The 15,572-nt window shown below is 66.4% G+C and carries 12 protein-coding genes; 5 read left to right on the top strand and 7 right to left on the bottom strand.

The features are described 5' to 3' along the window. Positions 1-92 precede the first annotated feature (92 nt). Together KF783_RS11925 and KF783_RS11920 are read left to right on the top strand one after the other, a co-directional pair. A complete protein-coding gene (locus KF783_RS11925) occupies positions 93-1,316 on the top strand; it encodes an NADP-dependent isocitrate dehydrogenase (RefSeq protein WP_294079618.1) in 1,224 nt (407 codons plus the stop codon). 231 nt (positions 1,317-1,547) lie between these two features. Further along, positions 1,548-3,317: a cation:proton antiporter gene (locus KF783_RS11920; protein ID WP_294079616.1), complete on the top strand. Its 1,770-nt coding sequence runs from the start codon at positions 1,548-1,550 to the stop codon at positions 3,315-3,317. Between the two features lie 4 nt (positions 3,318-3,321). Here the strand turns inward: KF783_RS11920 and KF783_RS11915 are convergent, their stop codons facing one another. From KF783_RS11915 to KF783_RS11900, 4 genes are all read right to left on the bottom strand, one after another. Then, positions 3,322-5,127 carry a DUF885 family protein gene (locus KF783_RS11915; protein ID WP_294079614.1) on the bottom strand — a complete coding sequence of 602 codons (1,806 nt, stop codon included), beginning with the start codon at positions 5,125-5,127 and terminating at the stop codon, positions 3,322-3,324. Positions 5,128-5,147: 20 nt separating this feature from the next. After that, positions 5,148-5,513, bottom strand: a complete 366-nt coding sequence (locus KF783_RS11910; RefSeq protein ID WP_294079612.1) for a hypothetical protein — start codon at positions 5,511-5,513, stop codon at positions 5,148-5,150. 4 nt (positions 5,514-5,517) lie between these two features. Beyond that, entirely contained in the window at positions 5,518-8,175 is a 2,658-nt protein-coding gene (gene alaS, locus KF783_RS11905; protein ID WP_294079610.1) for an alanine--tRNA ligase, read from the bottom strand. Between the two features lie 321 nt (positions 8,176-8,496). Continuing rightward, positions 8,497-9,741 carry a Xaa-Pro peptidase family protein gene (locus KF783_RS11900; protein WP_294079608.1) on the bottom strand — a complete coding sequence of 415 codons (1,245 nt, stop codon included), beginning with the start codon at positions 9,739-9,741 and terminating at the stop codon, positions 8,497-8,499. Positions 9,742-9,812: 71 nt separating this feature from the next. On the opposite strand from KF783_RS11900, the gene KF783_RS11895 reads away from it, so the two are divergent. After that, complete coding sequence (locus tag KF783_RS11895; RefSeq protein WP_294079606.1) at positions 9,813-11,150, top strand: dicarboxylate/amino acid:cation symporter; 1,338 nt, start codon at positions 9,813-9,815, stop codon at positions 11,148-11,150. Positions 11,151-11,552: 402 nt separating this feature from the next. On the opposite strand, the gene KF783_RS11890 is transcribed toward KF783_RS11895, so the two are convergent. Continuing rightward, positions 11,553-12,194, bottom strand: coding sequence for a glutathione S-transferase (locus KF783_RS11890; RefSeq protein WP_294079604.1), 642 nt, complete (start codon positions 12,192-12,194; stop codon positions 11,553-11,555). 222 nt (positions 12,195-12,416) lie between these two features. Next, the gene (gene recA, locus KF783_RS11885) at positions 12,417-13,484 is read right to left on the bottom strand and encodes a recombinase RecA (RefSeq protein WP_294079602.1); all 1,068 of its coding nucleotides are present in this window, start codon (positions 13,482-13,484) and stop codon (positions 12,417-12,419) included. Between the two features lie 171 nt (positions 13,485-13,655). Here recA and KF783_RS11880 point away from each other — a divergent pair, with 171 nt between their 5' ends. Together KF783_RS11880 and KF783_RS11875 are read left to right on the top strand one after the other, a co-directional pair. Continuing rightward, positions 13,656-14,660, top strand: a complete 1,005-nt coding sequence (locus tag KF783_RS11880; RefSeq protein ID WP_294079600.1) for an adenosine deaminase — start codon at positions 13,656-13,658, stop codon at positions 14,658-14,660. Next, entirely contained in the window at positions 14,660-15,178 is a 519-nt protein-coding gene (locus tag KF783_RS11875; protein ID WP_294079599.1) for a phosphoribosyltransferase family protein, read from the top strand. The genes KF783_RS11880 and KF783_RS11875 overlap by 1 nt, the downstream gene beginning before the upstream one ends. A 3-nt stretch (positions 15,179-15,181) precedes the next feature. On the opposite strand, the gene KF783_RS11870 is transcribed toward KF783_RS11875, so the two are convergent. Then, positions 15,182-15,532: a response regulator gene (locus KF783_RS11870; protein ID WP_294079598.1), complete on the bottom strand. Its 351-nt coding sequence runs from the start codon at positions 15,530-15,532 to the stop codon at positions 15,182-15,184. Positions 15,533-15,572 lie beyond the last annotated feature (40 nt).

The following is a 15,572-nucleotide window of genomic DNA, read 5'->3' as shown; positions in this document are numbered from 1 at the left end:
CGCCGGCCTGCGCGGGTCCGCGCACCTTGATCGGCGCCCGGCTTCCTCCTAGACGCTGCGCCAAATCCTCCCTTCAGACAGGAAAGCGAAGCATGGCGAAGATCAAGGTGAAGAACCCCGTCGTCGAAATCGATGGCGACGAAATGACGCGGATCATCTGGGAATGGATCCGCGAGCGCCTGATCCTCCCCTATCTCGACATCGACCTCAAATATTACGACCTCGGCGTCGAAAAGCGTGACGAGACCAACGACCAGATCACGATCGATTCCGCCAATGCGATCCGCGAATATGGCGTCGGCGTGAAGTGCGCGACGATCACCCCGGACGAGGCGCGGGTCGAGGAATTCAACCTCAAGGAAATGTGGAAGTCGCCCAACGGCACGATCCGCAACATCCTGGGCGGCGTCGTGTTCCGCGAACCGATCGTCATCTCCAACGTGCCGCGCCTGATCCCCGGCTGGACGAAGCCGATCGTCGTCGGCCGCCACGCGTTCGGCGACCAGTATCGCGCCACCGATTTCCGCGTTCCGGGTCCGGGCAAGCTGCGCCTGGTCTGGGAAGGCGACAATGGCGAGAAGATCGATCGCGAGGTGTTCAACTTCCCGGGCGGCGGCGTCGCGATGGCGATGTACAATCTCGACGAGTCGATCCGCGATTTCGCCCGCGCCTCGTTCAACTACGGCCTCAACCTCAAATGGCCGGTCTATCTGTCGACCAAGAACACCATCCTCAAGGCCTATGACGGCCGGTTCAAGGATCTGTTCCAGGAGGTGTTCGACAGTGAAGGCTATGCCGCGAAGTTCAAGGATGCCGGTATCGTCTACGAACATCGCCTGATCGACGACATGGTCGCCAGCGCTCTCAAGTGGAGCGGCGAGTTCGTGTGGGCGTGCAAGAATTATGACGGCGACGTCCAGTCGGATCAGGTCGCACAGGGCTTTGGTTCGCTCGGCCTTATGACTTCGGTGCTGATGTCGCCCGACGGGAAAACCGTCGAGGCAGAGGCGGCGCACGGCACGGTCACCCGCCACTATCGCCAGCACCAGCAGGGCAAGGCGACCTCGACCAACCCGATCGCATCGATCTTCGCCTGGACCGGCGGCCTCAAGTTCCGGGGCAAGTTCGACGACACGCCCGATGTCGTCCGCTTCGCCGAAACGCTGGAAAAAGTGTGCATCGCGACCGTTGAGAGCGGCAAGATGACCAAGGATCTGGCGCTGCTGATCGGTCCCGACCAGCCCTGGATGACCACCGAGCAGTTTTTCGAGGCGATCCGCCAGAATCTCGAAACCGAAATGGGGAAGTGGCAGTAAGCGCCGCTCACCGATAGAGACGGGAAAAGCCGCGGCCGATGTCGCGGCTTTTTTCGTTTCAGGCCCATGCCGTAATCGCGCCTGGGCAAAGATATCCGCGATCCCGCGCCGCTCCTGACCGCGCCCCCTCGGCACCGGCCTCATCGCGACCGCGTTGCCCGACACGTAAATCTGCATGCGAACCGGCGTTCTCCGATGACAAACGCCGATCGCGCCCGTTACAGGTGCGTCATGGCACTCGACCTGACAAACCACACCTTCAGTGACACACTCGTCGTGCTGGGCGCCGCGGGGCTGGTGATCCCGGCCTTTGCCCGGTTCCGGATCAGCCCGGTGATCGGCTTCGTCCTGGTCGGCGCATTGGTCGGCCCGACGGGGCTTGGGGCGCTCGTGGCGCAGGTGCCGTGGCTCTATTACGTCACGATCACCGATTCCCATGCGATCGAGCCGTTCGCCGAATTCGGTATCGTCCTGCTGCTGTTCTCGATCGGTCTCGAACTGTCGTTCAGGCGGTTATGGGCGATGCGCCGGCTGGTATTCGGAGTGGGCGCGGCCGAATTGCTGGGTGCCGGCCTGTTGATCGCCGTCGCGCTTTATGCGCTGGGCCAGGGGTGGGGCGGCGCGCTGGGCATGGGGCTCGCACTCGCGCTCTCCTCCACCGCGCTGGTCCTGCCGATCGCCGGCACCACCAGCGCGGTGGGCCGCTCCGCCTTTGCGATGCTGTTGTTCGAGGATCTGGCGCTCGTCCCGATCATCTTCCTGCTCGGCGCGCTCGCCCCTGCTTCGGCCGATGCCGGCTGGTCCGAACTGATCGCCGTGCTGGGCCGCGGCGCGATCGTCATTGCGGTGCTGTTCGTCGGCGGCCGCTTCGTCCTGCCGCGCCTGTTCGCCCAGGCGGCGCGAACCAAATCGCCCGAACTGTTCCTCGCCGCCAGCCTGCTGGTCGTCATCATCGCCAGCATGGCGACGACCGTGGTCGGCCTTTCCCCCATCGTCGGCGCGCTGCTGGCCGGGCTGCTCATCGCCGAAACCGAATATCACAGCGAGGTCGAGGTGATCACCGCGCCCTTCAAGGGCCTAGCGCTCGGGGTGTTCCTGATCACCGTCGGCATGCGGCTGGATCTGCGCATGATCGCGCAGGACTGGGAATTGCTGCTCGCCGCGATCGTCGGCGTGATGGGAATCAAGGTCGCGGTGACGATGCTGCTGCTCACCCTCTCCGGCGCACGGCGGGGGACGGCGGCGGAAACCGGCCTGTTGATGGCCAGCCCATCGGAAACAACGCTGATCGTGCTGGGCGTCGCCGCCGCCGCCGGGCTGATCCTGCCCTCCACCGCGGCATTCTGGACCACCGTGACCGCGATCGGCCTCACCGTCACGCCGCTCCTGGCAAAGGCCGGCCGCTTCGCCGCGCGCAAGATCGAGGATCGCGACGCCGCGCTCGCCGAGCCACAGGACGTCGCGACTGGTGGCACCGTCATCATCGGGTTCGGACGCGTCGGACGCACCGTCGCCGACATGCTGAAGGCGCATCGCCAGCCCTATGTCGCGATCGATGCCGATATCGACGGCGTGGCCGCCGCCCGGCGGGAGGGCTATTCGGTGATGTTCGGCGACGTCTCGCGCAGCGAACTGGTCGACCGGCTGAACCTTGGCCATGCCCGCGCGCTGATCCTCACCATGGACGATCCGGTGCTCACCGTGCGGCTCACGCGACGGGTTCGCAGCTGGGTTCCCGGCATCCCGATCATCGCCCGCGCCCGCGACGCGGCGCACGCCGCCGAACTCTACAAGGCCGGCGCGACCGACGCGGTGCCGGAAACGCTCGAAAGCTCGCTCCAGCTGTCAGAGGCGGCGCTGGTCGATCTCGGCGTCGCGGTCGGCCCGGTGATCGCGTCGATCCACGAAAAGCGGGACGAGATGCGCAAGACGATCAAGGACGCCGCCGGGCTGGAACGCGAACCGCGCCTGCGCCGCGTCAAGCAGGAGGCGAAGGGCTGACGGCTCACGCCATCCGCGCGCGCACCACCCGTTTCAGCACGTCGAGGGGCATCGCCCCCTTGCGCAATACCTCGTGGAACTGGCGCGGATCCCATTGCGCGCCGGCCTTTGCCTTCGCCTCGTCGCGCAGCTGCACCCACACGGTATGGCCGATCTTGTAGCTGCATGCCTGGCCCGGCCAGACCGTGTAGCGATCGATCTCGCCCTGGCTGCGCCCGCGCGCGATGCCGGTGGTGGCGATGAAATAATCGGTCGCCTTTTCGCGGCTCCATCGCTTGGCGTGCATGCCGCTATCGACCACCAGACGCGTCGCGCGGAACAGCAGCGACTGGAGATAGCCGACCTGCCCCAGCGGGTCGCCGTCGAACATGCCCATCTCGTCGGCCAGTTGCTCGGTGTAGAGCGCCCAGCCCTCGCTATAGCCGCTGAACCCGCCGCGACGGCGGATCAGCGGGATATCCTTCGACTCCAGCGCGAGCATCACCTGAAGATGGTGGCCCGGCACCGCCTCGTGATGGGTCAGCGTCGCCAGCCCGAATTTGGGGCGGTCGAACGTGTCGCGCAGGTTGATGTAATAGATGCCCGGCCGCGATCCATCCAGGCTCGCCGCCTGGTAATAGCCCCCGGGCGCGCCGGCCTGGATCGCGGGCGGCACCCGGCGCACCTCGACCGGAGCCTGGGGCAGCGTCGCGAACTGTTCGGGCAACCGCTTTTCCATCGCGCGAATCTGCGCATTGAGCTGGGCGAGCAGCGCCTCGCGCCCCGCATCGGTGTTCGGGTAAAGCTGGTCGGGCCGCTCGTTCAGCGCGACCAGCCGCGCGCCGACCGTGCCGTCCCCCATGCCCTGCGCCTTCAGGATCGCGTCGATCCGCGCACTGATCTGCGCGACCTGATCGAGGCCGATGCGGTGAATCTCGTCCCCGCTCAGCTTCGTCGTGGTCGCGGCCTCGGCGGCGGCGGCGTAATAGGCCTCGCCATCGGGCAGGCGCCACACGCCCGCCTCATGCGTCGCCCTGGCGCGCAAGTCGCGGATCAGCGCCCGCTGGCGATCGAGCGCCGGAAACACCTTGCCCTCGACGATCTTCGCCGCATCGGTCGCTCGCTCGGCGGGCAGGCCCGCATCGGACAGCTTCCCGGCAAAACCGGTCACCATCCCGGTTTGGTCCGCCGCCTTGTCGCGCAACGCCGCAAACTGTTTGAGCGTGGTGTCGAGGATATAGTCGGGCGCGAACACGCCCTTCGCGGCGTCTGCCCGCTGGCCGGCCGTATCCTGATCCAGCACGAGCGCAAACGCCTCCAGCCGCGCCAGATACGCGTCCGCGTCCGCCGCCGTCTTCACCCGGTGCTGGCTGTCGAGAAAATCCGGAACGTCCTGATACGCGCCGGTCAGCTGGCTCAACCGATAGGGCGCATATCGCCCGCCGCTCGATCCGTAGCGGAACCGCTCGCTCCCCGACACGCTGCGTTCGAGCTGATAGGCGACGACCTCCTGGTCGATCTTCGCGTCCTCGCCCAGTGTGGCGGGATCGAAGGCGCGGACGGCGGCCAGTTCGCGTCTCGCCCGCGCCAGATCGCGCGCGCGATCGGCCGCCGATCGGCCCGACAGCTTCGACTTGAGCGGCGCGAGCTTCCCCGTGTCGAGCCCCAGCGACGTCGCACCCTCCGGACTGTCCGCCAGCCGCGCGTTGAACAGCTGGTCGAGCAGCGCGCGCAATCTGGCGTCATTCGCGCCCTGCGCGGCGGCGATACGGGGGGTAGCGACGGCGAAGGTCGCCGCAGCCGTCGAGGCGAGAAAGGATCGGCGGCGCAACATGAACTCCCGTTGGATGATTATTTATCGAGCGGAGGAACCCGCGCGACACAGCCGGCCAGATCCGCCACCGTCGCGCCATCCTGCGCGCGCAACTTCGGCTGGATCGCGGCGGATGCGCCTTCCACCTCGGCATCGACTTCCTTGGCCTTCTTGCCCGCCGCGCGGCCGGCATCCGCGCTCGCCATGCTCCAGAAGATGACATGGTCGAACAACACGCCCTCTTCCTTCGTTCCCTTGCCGATCTGCAACGCGGCATGGGTCAGCGCGGCGCAGCGCAGCGCCTCGGGATAGGGGGGCAGCTTCGCCTGCGCGGCGCCCGCGACCGGGGATATGATCAACGTTGCGGCGGCCGCGGCGACGATCAGGGTGCGATCGGGAAACATGGGATCAGGCAGCTTCTTTCTCCTCGGCCAGCGCCATCTTGACGGCATCGATCGCGGCCTGGGCGTTGCCGCCCTCCGGACCGCCACCCTGCGCCATGTCCGGTCGCCCGCCGCCGCCCTGCCCGCCCAGCGCGGCAACGCCACGCTTGACCAGTTCGACGGCATTCCAGGCGCCGGTCAGGTCGTCGGTGACGCCGACCGCGATCGCTGCACGCCCTTCATTTACCGCGACAAAAGCTACCACAGCTGAACCGGTCCGGCTTTTCGCCTCGTCCACCGCGCCGCGCAGCGCCTTGGGATCCAGCCCGTCCAGAATCTGGCCGACGAAATTGACCCCGCCGATCTGCTCCGGCCCGGCCGGCGCCGACGAGCCGCCGCCGCCCAGCGCCAGCGCCTTCTTCGCCTCCGCCAGTTCCTTTTCCAGCTTGCGCCGCTCCTCGATCAGCGACGCGACACGCGCCGGCACATCGTCCGGCGCCGCCTTCAGCGCCGCCGCCGCCTCGCGCAGCCTCGCGTCGCGATCGGCCAGCCACAGCCGCGCCGCCTCACCGGTCAACGCCTCGATCCGGCGCACGCCGCTCGACACCGCGCTTTCGCTGACGATCTTGAACACCGCGATGTCGCCGGTCGCGCGGACATGCGTGCCACCGCACAGTTCGACCGAATAATGCCTGTCGGTCAGCCGTCCCATCGACAGGACGCGAACCTCGTCCCCATATTTCTCGCCGAACAACGCCATCGCGCCCGCCGCGATCGCGTCATCCGGGGTCATTAGCCGCGTCGATACCGCCTCGTTCGCACGGATCTCCGCGTTCACGTCCGCCTCGATCGTCGCGATCTCCTCGGCGGTCAGCGCCGAGGGATGCGAAAAGTCGAACCGCAGCCGATCGGGCGCGACCAGGCTGCCCTTCTGCGTCACATGGTCGCCCAGCCGGTTGCGCAGCGCCGCGTGCAGCAAATGGGTGGCCGAATGGTTGGCGCGGATGGCGTCGCGGCGCTCGGCATCCACCGTCAGCTTCACCGTATCGCCGACCGCGATCTCTCCGCGGGCCAGCGTCGCATGATGGGCATGCAGCCGCCCCAGCGGCTTCGACGTGTCGCTGACGATCGCTTCGACCTGATCGTTGCCGATCGTCCCCGCATCGCCGGTCTGGCCGCCGCTTTCGCCATAAAAGGGCGTCTGATTGGTCAGGATCGTCACCTCGTCGCCGGCAACCGCCTTATCGACGCGGGCGCCGTCCTTGACCAGTGCGACCACCTGCCCCTCGCCCTGGGTCGAGCTGTAGCCGGTGAATTCGGTGCTCCCCAATTCCTCGGCGATGTCGAACCACACGTCATCACTCGCCTTGGCGCCCGATCCCTTCCACGCGGCGCGGGCGGCGGCCTTTTGCTGGGCCATCGCGGCGTCGAAACCGGCACGATCGACCTGCATTCCCTGTGGGCGCAGCGCGTCCTCGGTCAGGTCATAGGGAAAGCCATAGGTGTCATAGAGCTTGAACGCGGTCTCGCCGGGCAGCGTGTCCCCCTCGCCCATCCCCGTCGTCGCCTCGTCCAGCAGCTTCAGCCCGTTGGCCAGCGTCTGGCGGAACCGCGTCTCCTCCTGGAACAGCGTCGCCTCGATCAGCGGCTGGGCGCGGACCAGTTCGGGATATGCCGCGCCCATCTCCGCCACCAGCGCCGGCACCATGCGGTGCATCAACGGCTCCTTCGCGCCCAGCAGGTGCGCATGGCGCATCGCGCGACGCATGATCCGGCGCAGCACATAGCCGCGCCCTTCATTGGCGGGAAGCACGCCGTCCGCGACCAGGAATCCCGACGAGCGCAGATGATCGGCGATCACGCGGTGGCTTGCCTGATTCGCCCCGGTCGTCGCGCTGTGGGTCAGCGCGCCACTCTCCGCGATCAGCGCCTTGAACGTGTCGGTATCGTAGTTGTCATGCACGCCCTGCAACACCGCCGCGACGCGCTCCAGCCCCATGCCGGTGTCGATGCTGGGCTTGGGCAGGTCGCCGACGATCTCGTCCGCCTCCTGCACGAACTGCATGAAGACGAGGTTCCAGATCTCGACGAAGCGGTCGCCATCCTCTTCCGGGCTTCCCGGCGGTCCGCCCCGGATGTGGTCGCCATGGTCATAGAAGATTTCCGAACACGGCCCGCACGGCCCATCCGACCCCATCGCCCAGAAATTATCCTTGGTCGCGATGCGGATGATCCGCTCGTCGGGCAGGCCCGCGATCTTCTTCCACAGGTCGAACGCCTGATCGTCGGTGTGATAGACGGTCGCGGTCAGCTTGCCCGCCGGGATTCCCCATTCCCGGGTCAGCAACGTCCATGCATGATGGATCGCCTGTTCCTTGAAATAGTCGCCAAAGCTGAAATTCCCCAGCATTTCAAAGAACGTATGGTGCCGCGCGGTATAGCCGACATTGTCCAGATCGTTATGCTTGCCACCCGCGCGCACGCATTTCTGGCTGCTCGCCGCCGTCGTATATGGCCGCGTTTCCAGGCCGGTGAACACGTTCTTGAACGGCACCATCCCGGCGTTGACGAACATCAGCGTCGGGTCGTTGTGCGGCACCAGTGGCGCCGACGGCACGCGGGCATGGCCCTGGCCCTCGAAATAGTCGAGGAAGCTGCGGCGGATATCGTTGGTCGAAGTCATGACCGCGACTTAGGGGCGCGGCGCGGTTCGCTCAAGCGAAACGGTTCGATCAGGGTGATTGGACGCGGTCTAGCGCTCTACGCAGCTCGGCGCACGATACTGCAGTGATATCATCTGCACAAATCTGGGTGCGCCGCCAAAGCCATCGCCTAGACTCGCAAACCAGTTGCCCGCGGTCATTTATCAGGGTGTATTTCCAGCCCTTGCGTCGGAAAGTGATCCCGAAATTGCCAAAGTTCCCCTCGTCAAAGCGACTTTCTACGGCAAGCAGACCTCGGCTTTCGAGATCAGATAGAAGACACTCATAGGGCTCCTCATAAGTCACCCGATCGGCTCCTCCAGCGAAACCGGCGGCACGCTGAACCATTTGGGCCCGCTGACGGTCATCTGGAAACAATCCTCCAGCCGCACGCCGAATTTGCCCGGCAGATACAGGCCGGGTTCGTTGGAGAAGCACATGCCGGGCGCAAGCTTGGTCGCCTCGCCGCGCACCAGATTGACCGGCTCATGTCCGTCCATGCCGATGCCGTGGCCGGTGCGATGCGACAGGCCCGGCAGCTTGTAGTCCGGGCCGTAGCCGAGCGAGGCGTACCAGCCGCGCACCGCGTCATCGACGCTGCCCGCGCTCACGCCGATCTTCGCCGCGGCGAACGCGCGCTGCTGCCCCTCACGCACCTGATCCCACACCTTGCGCTGCTCGGCATTCGGCGTGCCGTGGACGAAGGTGCGGCTGATGTCACTTTCGTAATCATGGACGACCGCGCCACAGTCCATCAGCACGATGCCGTCCTTCTCCACCTTTTGCGGCTTGCCCGATCCGTGGGGATAGGCCGATGCCTCGCCCAGCAACACCAGGTTGAACGCCACCTCCGCGCCCAGCTTCGCGGTCGCCGCGCTCATCAGGCCGCCAATGTCGCGCGGCGTCATCCCCGCCTCGATCCTGGGCCAGGTCCAGCGATAGGCGGCCATCGTCACGTCCGCAGCCCTTTGCATCAGCGCGATTTCGGCCGGCGTCTTGACCATCCGGCACGCCCGCACGACCGGATTTGCCGACACGATCCTGGCCCCGGGCAACCTCCCGCGCAGCCCGTCGACCGCAAAAAACCGCGCGGTTTCCTCGATCCCGATCGGGCGGCCGAGCAGCTTTTTCTCACCCAGCCATCCCGCGATCACCGCAAACGGACTTTCATGCTCCTGCCACACCCGCACCGTCGCCGGCACGCCGAGCGATTCGCGCACCGACGGCTCCTCGAAAAACGGCGTCACGATCAGCGGCTCGCCCTCGACCGGGATGACGGCGGCGGTCAGCCGCTCGCTGCGCCACCAGCGCACCCCGGTGAAATAAACCAGGCTCGCGCCCGGCTCGATCAGCACCGCGCCGATCCCCGCCGCCTTCATCAGCGCCTGCGCCCGCGTCAGCCGCGCAGCGCGCTCACCCTTGCCGATCGGCACCGCATCGCCGGTGATCGGCCGCAGCGCCGACAGGTCGGGTTCGCCGGCGCGCACCGCGGCGGAAACGGGAAGCGCGGCGGTCGCGGCGAACAGGGCGCGTCGGGTGATCTGCATGGCCGCGAACGATACGGCCCTTGACCCGCGCGCCGCAATCCCCTGTCTAGGCGTCAACAAGGGGGCGCGAAATGGCCAAGAAACTGACGACCTTCATCCTGATCGCGCTCGTGGCGGGCGTGATTCTCGGCCTCGCGCTGCATTTCGGCGTGCGCAGTTCCTATGGCGGCGATTCGGCCGGCGCGGAGGAACAGCTCAAGACGCTTGCCGGCTATTTCTCGATCGTCACCACCATTTTCCTGCGACTGATCAAGATGATCATCGCCCCGCTCGTCTTTGCCACGCTGGTCGCCGGCATCGCGCATATGGGCGACACCGCCGCGCTCGGGCGGGTCGGCGCGCGTGCGATCGGCTGGTTCATCTGCGCCAGCCTCGTCTCGCTGACGCTCGGCCTGATCCTTGTCAATCTGCTGCAACCGGGCGTCGGGCTCGACTTCCCCCTGCCCCCCGCCGACACCGCGAGCGGCGTCGAAAAGGCGGCGTTCAACCTCAAGGACTTCTTCACACACGTCTTCCCCGCCTCCGGGATCGAGGCGATGGCGAACAATGAGATCCTCCAGATCGTCATCTTCTCGCTGTTCATCGGCGTGGCGATCACCGCCGTCGGCGAAAAGGCCGCGCCGCTGATCCGTGCGGTCGATGCCCTGGTCCATGTGATGCTTCAGGTGACGAACTACGTCATGCGGTTCGCCCCGATTGCGGTATTCGCGGCGGTGACCGGCACGCTGGCCGAGCGCGGACCGACGATCATCGGCAACCTCGCCTATTTCATGGGCAGCTTCTATCTCGGCATGCTGCTGCTGTGGTGCGTGCTGATCGGGATCTGCTTCCTCATCGTCGGCAAGCGCACGCGCCTGCTGGTCCGCTATATCCGCGATCCGCTGTTGCTGGCCTTCTCCACCGCCTCGTCAGAGGCCGCCTATCCGCGCACGCTGGAGGCGCTGGACAAGTTTGGCGTGCCGCCGCGCATCGCCAGTTTCGTGCTGCCGCTGGGCTACAGCTTCAACCTCGACGGCTCGATGATCTATATGACCTTCGCGACGATCTTCATCGCCCAGGCCTATGGCATCGACCTGACGCTGGGGCAGGAGATCACGATGCTGCTGGTGTTGATGATCACCAGCAAGGGCATTGCCGGCGTACCGCGCGCCAGCCTGGTGGTGATCGCCGCGACGCTCAGCTTCTTCGACATTCCCGAGGCCGGCCTGTTGCTGATCCTGGGCATCGACCATTTCCTCGACATGGGCCGATCGGCCACCAATGTCGTCGGCAATGCGGTGGCCAGCGCAGTCATTTCCAAATGGGAAACCGGCCGCCTCGACCCGATCGAATCGCCAGAGATCGACGGGCCGCACGCCCCCAGCGGCCATGGCCCGGCCCAGAATGTGACCAGCTTCGACCAGGTATAGCGACCAATCGGCATCCCGTCCCCCGCCGACGGCTGACGCCGGCTGCGCAGCGCGCGCGATCCCGACGGAGCGCGCATGGCGGGTGAACCACGATCCGGCTATCGCGCTCCGCGGGTCCGCGCGCTTGCCTGTGGAAAGGGATGCGCGCATCCGCGCCGGGGCCGGATAGCTCGGAATGGCCGCCCCGCCCGGTCACGGGATTGGCAGCAGCGTGCGGTCGCGCTCGGAACGGTAACGGCCGCGTTCCGACGGTGTGCGGAGTCGTTACCGCTGCCGTCCCCGAACCTCCGTTGCGATCAGCTGGTCACGCTTCGCGGCGAGCGGGCGCGCGCCGGAACTCCGATCGCGGCCCGCATCAAGAGGCATTTCGCGGGGGAGCGGCGCGCCGGCCCGCCCTCGCCGTCACGCATAGGCGTAGGGACCGCCCTTCGCGAGCGCCGCCTGATAGGCCGGCCGCGCATGAATCGTTTCCAGCCAGGCGATCGTCGCCGGTCGCCGCGCATCGAGCCCGCCCCGTGCGCGCGCCGCCTCCAGCGGAAAGCTCATCATCACGTCCGCAGCGGTGAACTCCTCGCCCGCAAACCAGCCACGCGACGACAGCTCCGCTTCCACGAAATCAAGATGGACATCGATCATCGGCTGGATCCGCTTCTGGGCCGCCTTGCCGAACAGCGGCACCCGGGTGAGCACCAGCTTCACCAGCAGCGGCGGCATCAGCGATCCTTCGGCATAATGGAGGAAATGGCGGTAACGCAGCACCGATTCGCGATGCGCCGGCGCCCCCAGCCGGCCATCCGCCTGTTCGACCAGATATTCGATGATCGCCCCCGTCTCCGCAACGGTCCGCGTCCCGCCGCCGTCCGCGCCGCTGTCGACGATCACCGGCGACTTGCCGAGCGGATGCACCGCCCGCAGTGCGCGCGGCGCCAGCATCGTGCGGGGATCGCGCGCGTACCGCTTGATTTCGTAGGGCAGGCCCAGTTCCTCGAGCAGCCATAGCACGCGCTGGGATCGCGAATTTTCGAGATGGTGGACGGTGATCATGGCGCGGTTCTCCCTTTGCGGCTCCCGCTCAACGCGGCAATACCCTCGCCCGACGCGGCGATAGCGCCAAAGGGTGCGCGGGTTCGGCGCAAATGGAAAGACCCGGCGGGTGGGGCCGCCGGGTCTTCCCGTGGGAGACAAGTCCCTTGACCGCCGCCACCCATCGCGGTGCGGCGCGGCCCAATCCCTTCCGTCGATCGGTTGCCGACCGATCGGCGCCGGTCAGTCGTCCTCGGCGTCCGGTCCGGTCATCATTTCTTCGGCAACCTGTTCGGTTCGACCACGAATCGCCGATTCGAGCCGGGTGCAGACATCCGGATTTTCCTTCAGGAAATTCTTGGCGTTTTCGCGCCCCTGGCCGATCCGGATGCTGTCATAGCTGAACCACGCGCCCGACTTCTCGACCAGTCCCGCCTTGACGCCCAGATCCAGGATCTCGCCGATCTTCGACACGCCCTCGCCATACATGATGTCGAATTCGACCTGCTTGAACGGCGGCGCGACCTTGTTCTTCACCACCTTTACCCGGGTGGTGTTGCCGATGATGTCGTCGCGATCCTTGATCTGGCCGGTGCGGCGGATGTCGAGCCGGACCGAGGCGTAGAATTTCAGCGCGTTGCCGCCGGTCGTGGTTTCGGGATTGCCGTACATCACGCCGATCTTCATGCGCACCTGGTTGATGAAGATGACGAGGCAGCGCGAACGGCTGATCGATCCGGTCAGCTTGCGCAGCGCCTGGCTCATCAGCCGCGCCTGAAGGCCGACATGGCTGTCGCCCATCTCGCCCTCGATCTCCGCGCGCGGCACCAGCGCCGCGACCGAATCCACCACCAGCACGTCGATCGCGTTCGAGCGGACCAGCGTGTCGGTGATCTCCAGCGCCTGTTCGCCGGTATCCGGCTGCGAGACGATCAGTTCATCGATATTGACGCCCAGCTTGCGCGCATACACCGGATCGAGCGCGTGCTCGGCATCGACGAACGCCGCGACACCGCCGGCCTTCTGCGCCTCCGCGATCGCGTGCAGCGCCAGCGTCGTCTTGCCCGAACTTTCCGGGCCATAGATTTCGACGATGCGCCCGCGCGGCAGGCCGCCGATGCCGAGTGCGATATCGAGGCCCAGCGACCCGGTCGAGATCGCCTCGATCTCCATCGCCTCACGGCTGCCCAGCTTCATCGCGGAGCCCTTGCCAAAGGCGCGGTCGATCTGCGCGAGTGCGGCGTCCAGCGCCTTCTGCTTATCCGGAGAAATTCCCATATTTCCGTCGATCACCTTGAGGGAAGCTGCCATCAGAGGTCTCCGTCGCTAGAGGCTTTACCCGGCCTGTTCAACATCTGTTGGAAAGCGGCGTACAGCATATGTTCCATGAGAACAAGTGCGGAACGATCTTTTTTTGTTCTCCACCTGCGAAAGTGGCGGCGCCATCTTGCCCTCCCCGCGCTTTCCGGCGATCCTGCGTCCATGGACGATTTCATCACCGCGCTTCCCAAGGCGGAGCTGCATCTGCACATCGAGGGCAGTCTGGAACCCGAGCTGATGTTCGCGCTGGCGAAGCGGAACCGGATCGACATTCCCTTTGCGAGCGTCGATGCGGTGCGGGAGGCCTATAGTTTCAGCCGGCTTCAGGACTTTCTCGACATCTATTATGCCGGCGCGGACGTGCTGCGGACAGAGGCGGACTTTCGCGACCTTGCCGCCGCCTATTTCGCGCGCGCGGCTGCCGACGGCGTCGTCCATGCCGAAATCTTCTTCGATCCCCAGACGCATACCGATCGCGGCATCCCGTTTCAGGTGGTCGCGGACGGACTGCTCGCGGCGATGCGCGACGCGGAAGCCGATCATGGCCTGACGTCGAAGCTGATCCTCTGCTTCCTCCGGCATCTCGATGAGGATGCCGCCTTCGCCACGCTGAAGGCCGCCGAACCCTGGCTCGACCGGATCGAGGGCGTCGGACTCGATTCCTCCGAAGTCGGTCACCCGCCAGAGAAATTCGCGCGCGTCTTCGCGGCGGCGGGGGACATGGGACTGAAGCGCGTCGCCCATGCCGGGGAGGAAGGGCCGCCCGACTATGTCTGGCAGGCGCTGGACCTGCTCCGGATCGACCGGCTCGATCATGGCAATCGCAGCCTGGAGGACCCGGCGCTCGTCCGGCGGCTGGCGGATGAGGGGATGACGCTCACCGTCTGTCCGCTGTCGAACCTCAAATTGTGCGTCGTGGACGATATGGGCGACCATCCGCTCGATCGCATGCTGGCGGCCGGGCTGAACGCCACGGTTAATTCCGACGATCCGGCCTATTTCGGCGGCTATGTCGCCGACAATTACCGCGCGGTCGCCGCAGCGCGCGGGCTGGGCAAGGCCGATCTTGCGCGGCTCGCCCGCAACAGCTTCACCGGATCGTTCCTCGATGACGCGGCAAAGGCGAGGCACCTCGCCGCGCTCGACGCCTTTGTCGCGGCCAACTGATGCCGGTCTTTACCCCGGTCCCGCACGAACAGTTCGTCGCCGACGTGCTGGCGATCGCCGCGGCGGTGCATGCCGATACGCAATGGCGGCCCGATTTCATCATCGGCATCGGTCGCGGCGGCCTCGCGCCGGCCGTCTATCTCAGCCATGCGACGGGCATCGCGATGCTGTCGGTCGATCACAGTTCACAGGTGCCGGATTTCGCCGATGCCCCGCTTGAACGGATGGCGGAGCGCACGCGCGCGGGTGAACGGCTGCTGTTTCTCGACGATATCAACGACAGCGGCGCGACGATCGCGAAATTACGCGGCAAGCTCGCTGCCGCCGGCGCTGCCGAAGGGGCGGTCCGCTTCGCCACCCTGCTCGACAATCGGGTGTCCAGTCAGCGCGTCGAATATGCCGCGCGCACGCTCGACCGTACGGTGACGAAGGACTGGTTCGTCTTTCCCTGGGAAGCGGTCGCGCCCGCGACCTCGATCGCCGCCGATGCGGCCGAGGTTCCCGACCGGATCGCGTGATCGCTACAGGCTGGCCAGCGCCTGTTCGACGCCGTCCATGGTAAACGGCTTGGCCAGCACCGGACGATCGCGATGCGCGTCGGCGATCGTGTCGCTGTTGCCGCCGGTCGCCAGGATGAACGGCACCCCCGCATCGGCCAGCGCGTCGGCGATCGGCCAGCTCGTCTCGCCACCGCGCAGGTTGACGTCCAGGATCGCCGCGTCGATCCCGCCCGCCGCGACCAGCGGCAGCGCGGTATCGACGGTATCGGCGGTGCCGGCGACTTCCTTGCCCAGCATGTCGAGAAAATCCTCGAGCATCATGGCGATCAGCGGCTCGTCCTCGACGACGAGGATGCGGTTAAGCGAACTCATGGCGCGCGGGTGTGCCGGACTTTCTTCGTGTCGCCAAGCA

The sequence above is a fragment of the Sphingomonas sp. genome (assembly GCF_019635455.1).
GTDB lineage: Bacteria > Pseudomonadota > Alphaproteobacteria > Sphingomonadales > Sphingomonadaceae > Sphingomonas.
Note: the sequence above shows the minus strand (reverse complement) of the source record. Positions and strands in the feature narration are given on the sequence as shown.

Excerpts from the sequence above, each read along its gene's own strand:
- KF783_RS11895 (WP_294079606.1), top strand. The coding sequence starts at position 9,813 with ATGGCCAAGAAACTGACGACCTTCATCCTGATCGCGCTCGTGGCGGGC.
- KF783_RS11910 (WP_294079612.1), bottom strand. The coding sequence starts at position 5,513 with ATGTTTCCCGATCGCACCCTGATCGTCGCCGCGGCCGCCGCAACGTTG.
- KF783_RS11880 (WP_294079600.1), top strand. The coding sequence starts at position 13,656 with ATGGACGATTTCATCACCGCGCTTCCCAAGGCGGAGCTGCATCTGCAC.
- KF783_RS11900 (WP_294079608.1), bottom strand. The coding sequence starts at position 9,741 with ATGCAGATCACCCGACGCGCCCTGTTCGCCGCGACCGCCGCGCTTCCC.
- KF783_RS11925 (WP_294079618.1), top strand. The coding sequence starts at position 93 with ATGGCGAAGATCAAGGTGAAGAACCCCGTCGTCGAAATCGATGGCGAC.
- KF783_RS11920 (WP_294079616.1), top strand. The coding sequence starts at position 1,548 with ATGGCACTCGACCTGACAAACCACACCTTCAGTGACACACTCGTCGTG.
- alaS (WP_294079610.1), bottom strand. The coding sequence starts at position 8,175 with ATGACTTCGACCAACGATATCCGCCGCAGCTTCCTCGACTATTTCGAG.
- KF783_RS11875 (WP_294079599.1), top strand. The coding sequence starts at position 14,660 with ATGCCGGTCTTTACCCCGGTCCCGCACGAACAGTTCGTCGCCGACGTG.
- KF783_RS11890 (WP_294079604.1), bottom strand. The coding sequence starts at position 12,194 with ATGATCACCGTCCACCATCTCGAAAATTCGCGATCCCAGCGCGTGCTA.
- KF783_RS11870 (WP_294079598.1), bottom strand. The coding sequence starts at position 15,532 with ATGAGTTCGCTTAACCGCATCCTCGTCGTCGAGGACGAGCCGCTGATC.
- recA (WP_294079602.1), bottom strand. The coding sequence starts at position 13,484 with ATGGCAGCTTCCCTCAAGGTGATCGACGGAAATATGGGAATTTCTCCG.